Genomic DNA, 6,143 nt, shown 5'->3' with positions numbered 1-6,143 from the left:
TTCCTCTACTTTCTTTTATTGTATCATAAGCATATAAAAACTGTGTATCGTTAAGTCGTACGCTCTTAACTTACACAGTTTATTTTACACTCTCAAATAAGCCCCCAAAAAGCTATGTCTATAATATCTTTAAAATTACTCTTATCTTTAATATGCTCTTTTATATTTTCTTTTACTGTTTCAACGTTTTTTGAATCTATTTTCGAAATTTTTAAAAATTCATTGAATTTTAATTTATTATATAATGTATCAATATAATAAGTTCTTTCAATATATTGAAATTTGAAATTACTTTCGCTTATATTGTTTAATTTCATTAGAATATTATTTTTGACTTGTTTACTATTTCCATTTTCCATAAGAGAAGTTAATTCCTTTATCACATATTTTTTTTGCTTATAAAAAATATAAATTTGTGAATAAAAAAGATAAATAATTTCAACAGCGAATATAGCGAGCAATGATAAATATAATCTTATAATCTCATGAATGCTATCTAATTTTATAAAAATGATAAGTCCTGCTAATCCTCCAACTCCAAATATAACAATCAATAACACCCAAATATTTAGCAAAATATCAAATTGCCCAGTGCGTGTACACATTTTTCTATAATAACTAATAATATCTTCTAACATTTTCTATATTCCTCCAATCTCTTCATATTATAAATATTCTTTAGTTTAATAATGGGATTTTTTGACTAACTTTTCTTTTTAACATCACTTAAAAGATTTATAACTAAAGCTATAATATGTATAATGATTTTGTTTATCAAGAAATATTAATTGGATAAAAATACTGTTGGAAAATATAGTCCCAACAGCACTTTTTGTTTTTATAATACATGCAAATTATTCTTTAGGTTTTGCTTATGACAATTTATAAAATGTAGTATTATCACATTTGGGACATGGTGGTAGAGTGTCTGTTGTATCATCAAGTGTAACAGTTGTTCCACATGATGTGCAAATGTAAGTCCCTTTACCTGGTTTTTCACCTGTTTTATACATTGTTATCACCTCTCTTCTTTATAGTAGTTATCGCTAATGACATTTATTTTTATGATTTGCTAAAGTAGTACCGGCTTTTGATTTTGCGGAGCTACTGCTATTTTTATTGGATAAAGTCTTACCAGCTTTTCCAACTTTACCACCGTGATGTACAGCCATATAATACACCTCCTTCTTTAAATTTATCTATACCTATATTATATTAGGTGTCAACCACTAAATATATGGTTTTTTGTATTATTTATCCACTTACAAAAAATATACAAAATCATTGAGTATATTAGCTTTTTGTAATATTATAGTTTATATAAACACTTACAAAATATATGCATAAAAGGAGAAATAAACAATGACAGATGATATTATTACTATTTATTTAAATCCTATAGCTTATAAAAATATAATACAAGATCAAGAGTTATTCAAAACAGGTTCAAACAAATCAGAGTTGATAAGAAAAATCATTATTAATCATTATTCTAAATACAATTTTAATATTAATGAACTAAAGCAAAAGATAAAGGATGCAGTTAAGAGTGAAAACATAAATCACCAGTTTAATGATGACGAATATTTAAACATAGCTTGGAAAGTAACTAAATATTTATGTGAAAAAACACTCGTTATTGAAAAAGATAAAAATGAGCATAAAAAAAAGATTAGTATTAGGAAAAAGAAGGATGATTCTGAATTGGATTTCATCATCGATTCCTGTCCTAAAAATGCTAGTGAATCTGAATATTTAGCTAATATTATTTATTCTTACCTAAAAGAGCCTCAATATGAAAGAGAAAAAATCATATGTAAAGATATTATAGAAAGTCTAAATGAAGCAATCCAAAATAAGCAAAGTATACGTATTATAACAAAATCTGATAATAATAGAATTCAATCTATTAATCCTAAAGAAATTTGTACTTCTCAAGAAGGTCTATATAATTATCTTTTATATCAAGTTTATAATAATGAAAAACGAGAATATCTTGCTCGAACTATACACATATATAATATTTCAAGTGTTCATCTTGATACAAACCTGTTAACATTTCAACCTCATATAGAAGAGCAATTCAAAAAAATGAAACGCAATGGAGTCCAATTTTCAATTAATGAAGATACTATTTATAAGGTTAAATTAACAGAACAAGGCAAGAATTTATTAAAATTAAGATATCTTGAAAGGCCTAGCCCTTTATTGAACAGCGAAAAAGATGAGGGTATTTATTGTTTTGATTGTTCGAAAATGCAATTCAAATCATATTTTGCACCTTTTCGTAAAAATGTGATTATTTTGGAACCAAGAGAAATAATAGAAGAAATACTACAAGAATATAGGGATGCTATAAATAATTATAAAGGTGGTGTTTAATTAAAGATATACTTCTATTGTCAACGCTAATTAATAGTGAGCATAAAACACTAATTTAAATAGCGCAAAAATTTTACCTTTATATTTTATCTCATTCATGATAAAATTTTAAATATAGTGCTAGTATTTAAATAGCATTAAAGGGTGGGAAACTTATGGAAACAAAAAAAGAAAATTTAACTAAAGCGTTAAAATTAGCAAAAGAAGGAAAAGCATTACTTTTTATAGGCTCAGGTTATTCTAAAGATGCGGAGAATATCAAAGGTAAAAATTTATGCTCTTCAACTGAATTATCTAATAAAATAGCTGGACTTATGGGCTTAGATGATGATAGAAAAATGGGCTTATGTAAAATTGCCACGCTATATCTAGAAGGATATCAAAATGAAGATTATAAAACTAAGGCACAAAACCTTGTCAAATTAATTCAAGAAAATTTTCTATGCAGTAAAGTAACTGATAGCCAATTACAAATTATGAAGTTTCCGTGGATGAGGATTTATACAACCAATTATGATAATGTAGCTGAAGAGGCATCTGAGCAAGCTGGGCGAGTAAGAAACACTATTTTACCCAATGATAGCATGAGGGACGTATATAAATCAAAAAGTTGCATAATACATACTAATGGTTATGTTAGATGCATGACAACAGATTCGTTTAAAGATGAATTTAAATTAACTTCTGTAAGTTATGAAAGTGATTCTTTTTCTAAAAGTGAAATAAAACAGATTATGAATCATGATTTGTTAGAAGCGAGAGCAATAATATTTATTGGACTCTCTCTAGAATTTGACTTAGATATCTCAAGATTATTAATAGCAACAAACACAAGGGAAAAAACACATTTTATTTTTGAACATAAAGACAATTTAAACCAGTTTGAAAAAATGCAAGTTAAAAGTTTTGAGAATAAAGGAACCGTTCATTATATAGGTATTGATGGCCTTTGTGATATTATGTCTTCATTAGAAAATATAGAGATTCATGATGATCTTGTATATCGTTCTTTTATACCTCGTTACAATTTACCTTTGCAATATATTAAAGAAGATATTTCTGCAATCTGGTCAGTAATTTATGGCGGGAAAATAAATGAAGCATTATTAAGTTCACATTTAGATGATAATAAATATTTGTTTTCAAGATCCGTTCTATATGAAATGGAGGAAGCAATATTAAACAGCAATAACTTTCTTTATATGTTGACAGGAAGATTAGGGAACGGAAAAAGTGTTTTGATTGAGCAATTATCTTGTAAATTATCTAATATAGGTCAAATATATACGCTTGATAGCGTCTATGATGATGTAAAGGAAGAATTAGTTCAACTACTAATGAATGACGAAAAGATATTTTTATTTATTGATGATTACACACAACATTTAGAAATTTTGAAGCAAATAGCTGAGATAATAGGAGAGGATAGGGGGAATTTAAAAATTATCCTTACTTCACGGACAGGAAATAATTTGGTAAGTCAATATGAAATTATAGATTATTTTCATATCAAAATTGATGATATTTCATGGCATAGTCTCGATCAGATTGATAACAAGGAATTTTTGGAAATTAAAAAATACTATTCTAGAATTGGATTAACTAATAAGAAACTTAATTATGTTTTTACAAAAAGTGCTAGAAAACAAGGGGATTTTTCAAAAATTATTATCCCTTTATTTGATAAGAATTCAAAAATAGGAAATAAAATATTAGATGAAATAAAAGAAGTGTTTTATACAGATAAATATAAGGAACTATTGCTTGTTGTTATTATAAATAATCTCATTCAATTAAAGTTAGATATAGATAGAATACTAATTATATTAAATCAAACTAATATGAAGCAAGTTATAAATCAGAATTATAAAATGAAAGAAATATTATTTAACTATAATGGATATAAGCTCTTCAATTCTGCACCTTACTCAAAATTTATTCAAAAAAATTTGTTTACAAAAAAAGAGGTTATAGATGTACTACAAAAATTATTTGATAATTATCATAGATTAGGAATTGTTCCTACTGGTAATCAATGGTCAAATGAAAAAGACTATAGAAAACATTTGTTGTCTTTATCTAATCTAAGAGTTCTATTGAGTGAAATGTCAGCAGATGTTAATATAAAAGAAATCATAATTGGTTATTTCGAAAATTTGATAGATAATGAATATTGCAAAGATAATATATTTTATTGGTTACAATATGCGATGGCAAGTATGGATAATGATGATTATGATAAGGCAGGGATGCATCTTGAAAAATCTTATGAGATAGCATCGGAGCGATTTGAATTTAACACATATCAATTAGATACACAATATGCAAGATTTCTATTAGAGAAAAATATGCATTGCAAAGTAGAAAATCCATATGACATTATATGTGAAGTAGATAACAAGCTTGAAACAGCTCTAAAATCAAGAGAAACAGCGGGATTATACATATTTAGAATTTTAAGAATTTATTCTGCATTCATTATAGAGAAAAAATTTGATTTTTGCCCTTCAGATATTTTGAAAATTGACCAAAAAATAAATGATTGGAAATTGAGAATTTGTAAAACCTTGGAGAAAACAAAAAGTACAAATAACAAAAAAGATATTAATACTTTGAATAATTGTCTAAGGAATCTTAGTAAAGCAGAAAAAGAATTGCATTATAGAGAAAAACAAATATAAATACTTATGCAAAATGACATGGTTACCATATCGGACTAATTTGAAATTAGTATCTAAAAAAACACGGGAAACTGAAGCCCATCGCAAAAACATATGGTGCTTCAGTTTTTTTCAGGTAACCAAATTTTTTTAAGGATTTCCGCCAGAAATTTAGGGGGCAACTTTAGGGGAATGAAGAAAACTAACAAAAAATTTAAGACCCCTAAAGTTCAAAATTAGGAATCAGCAAAACCAAGCTGATTCTTATTTGGGTTATATTCTATCTATTTTTATAAATATACTAATTGTTTTTTACTCTATAGTTGACACGTTTTTGGCTTCTATGATTGTTGAGAGATTTAGGCATATTTCTTATTGTGAAATGATTTCTTGTAAACCAAATATTCAGTGTCTAGCTTGAATAAAGGATAAGATTTGTTAACTAAGTCTTACGGTTAGTGAATATCCATTTGTGCTGTCCGATAATAAAGACAATATAGGTAATATACTGTAAAACCAGGTGCTTGATTTTTCTCTTATTGTTATCTTTAGAACGTATTTTTCACGAAGAATCAGCGTAACATATAGGTACAAGCGCTCATAGAATATAAATATATTTAGTGTTGTTAACAACTTTAACTATATCGATACTGATAGAGCCATCATCAAATAAGTTCGGCAATTTGAAAATATAAGAATAAATTATGTGTCTCATCTTTTAGGAGAAAGCATAACCATGAAGTCTTATGAAAGTAATAAACATATTCTCTGCTTTTCATACGAAATAGACCCCTAAACTGATATCTAAAGATTTTGGATACCCTTTTTTTCTATACATTTTATGGGGCTTTATGTTTTTATCATTTATAATATATTTTCGGAAAGGATAGAAAAAGATAGAAATCTCCCCGACCCAAGTTTGATTTCTATCCATTCATCAAGAACAATATGATAATAATAAATTTAGCTCATAAAATCAAGTTAAATCAATCATCTTATAATAAAATTGGGTTTGTCAAGAAAAGTGTGTAAGTAAAATTGATTAAGACATCTATTTAAGATATTTTTCAATACGAGATGTAAAAATTTCATTAACCATAA

The 6,143-nt window shown here is 26.5% G+C and carries 5 protein-coding genes; 2 read left to right on the top strand and 3 right to left on the bottom strand.

Annotation, left to right across the window (positions count from 1 at the left end; translation table 11 throughout):
• Positions 1–92: 92 nt before the first annotated feature.
• From EDD61_RS13625 to EDD61_RS14200, 3 genes are all read right to left on the bottom strand, one after another.
• Complete coding sequence (locus EDD61_RS13625) at positions 93–638, bottom strand: hypothetical protein (protein ID WP_132225856.1); 546 nt, start codon at positions 636–638, stop codon at positions 93–95.
• 234 nt (positions 639–872) lie between these two features.
• Entirely contained in the window at positions 873–1,013 is a 141-nt protein-coding gene (locus tag EDD61_RS14280) for a zinc ribbon-containing protein (protein WP_117547168.1), read from the bottom strand.
• A 33-nt stretch (positions 1,014–1,046) separates the two neighbouring features.
• On the bottom strand, positions 1,047–1,172 hold the full coding sequence (locus EDD61_RS14200; RefSeq protein WP_257524883.1) for a hypothetical protein: 126 nt from the start codon (positions 1,170–1,172) through the stop codon (positions 1,047–1,049).
• A gap of 190 nt (positions 1,173–1,362) precedes the next feature.
• On the opposite strand from EDD61_RS14200, the gene EDD61_RS13615 reads away from it, so the two are divergent.
• Complete coding sequence (locus EDD61_RS13615; protein ID WP_117547169.1) at positions 1,363–2,382, top strand: WYL domain-containing protein; 1,020 nt, start codon at positions 1,363–1,365, stop codon at positions 2,380–2,382.
• Positions 2,383–2,537: 155 nt separating this feature from the next.
• Positions 2,538–5,063 carry an SIR2 family protein gene (locus EDD61_RS13610; protein ID WP_132225855.1) on the top strand — a complete coding sequence of 842 codons (2,526 nt, stop codon included), beginning with the start codon at positions 2,538–2,540 and terminating at the stop codon, positions 5,061–5,063.
• The last annotated feature ends 1,080 nt before the right edge of the window (positions 5,064–6,143 follow it).

The organism is Longicatena caecimuris (genome assembly GCF_004341945.1).
GTDB lineage: Bacteria > Bacillota_I > Bacilli_A > Erysipelotrichales > Erysipelotrichaceae > Longicatena > Longicatena caecimuris.
Note: the sequence above shows the minus strand (reverse complement) of the source record. Positions and strands in the feature narration are given on the sequence as shown.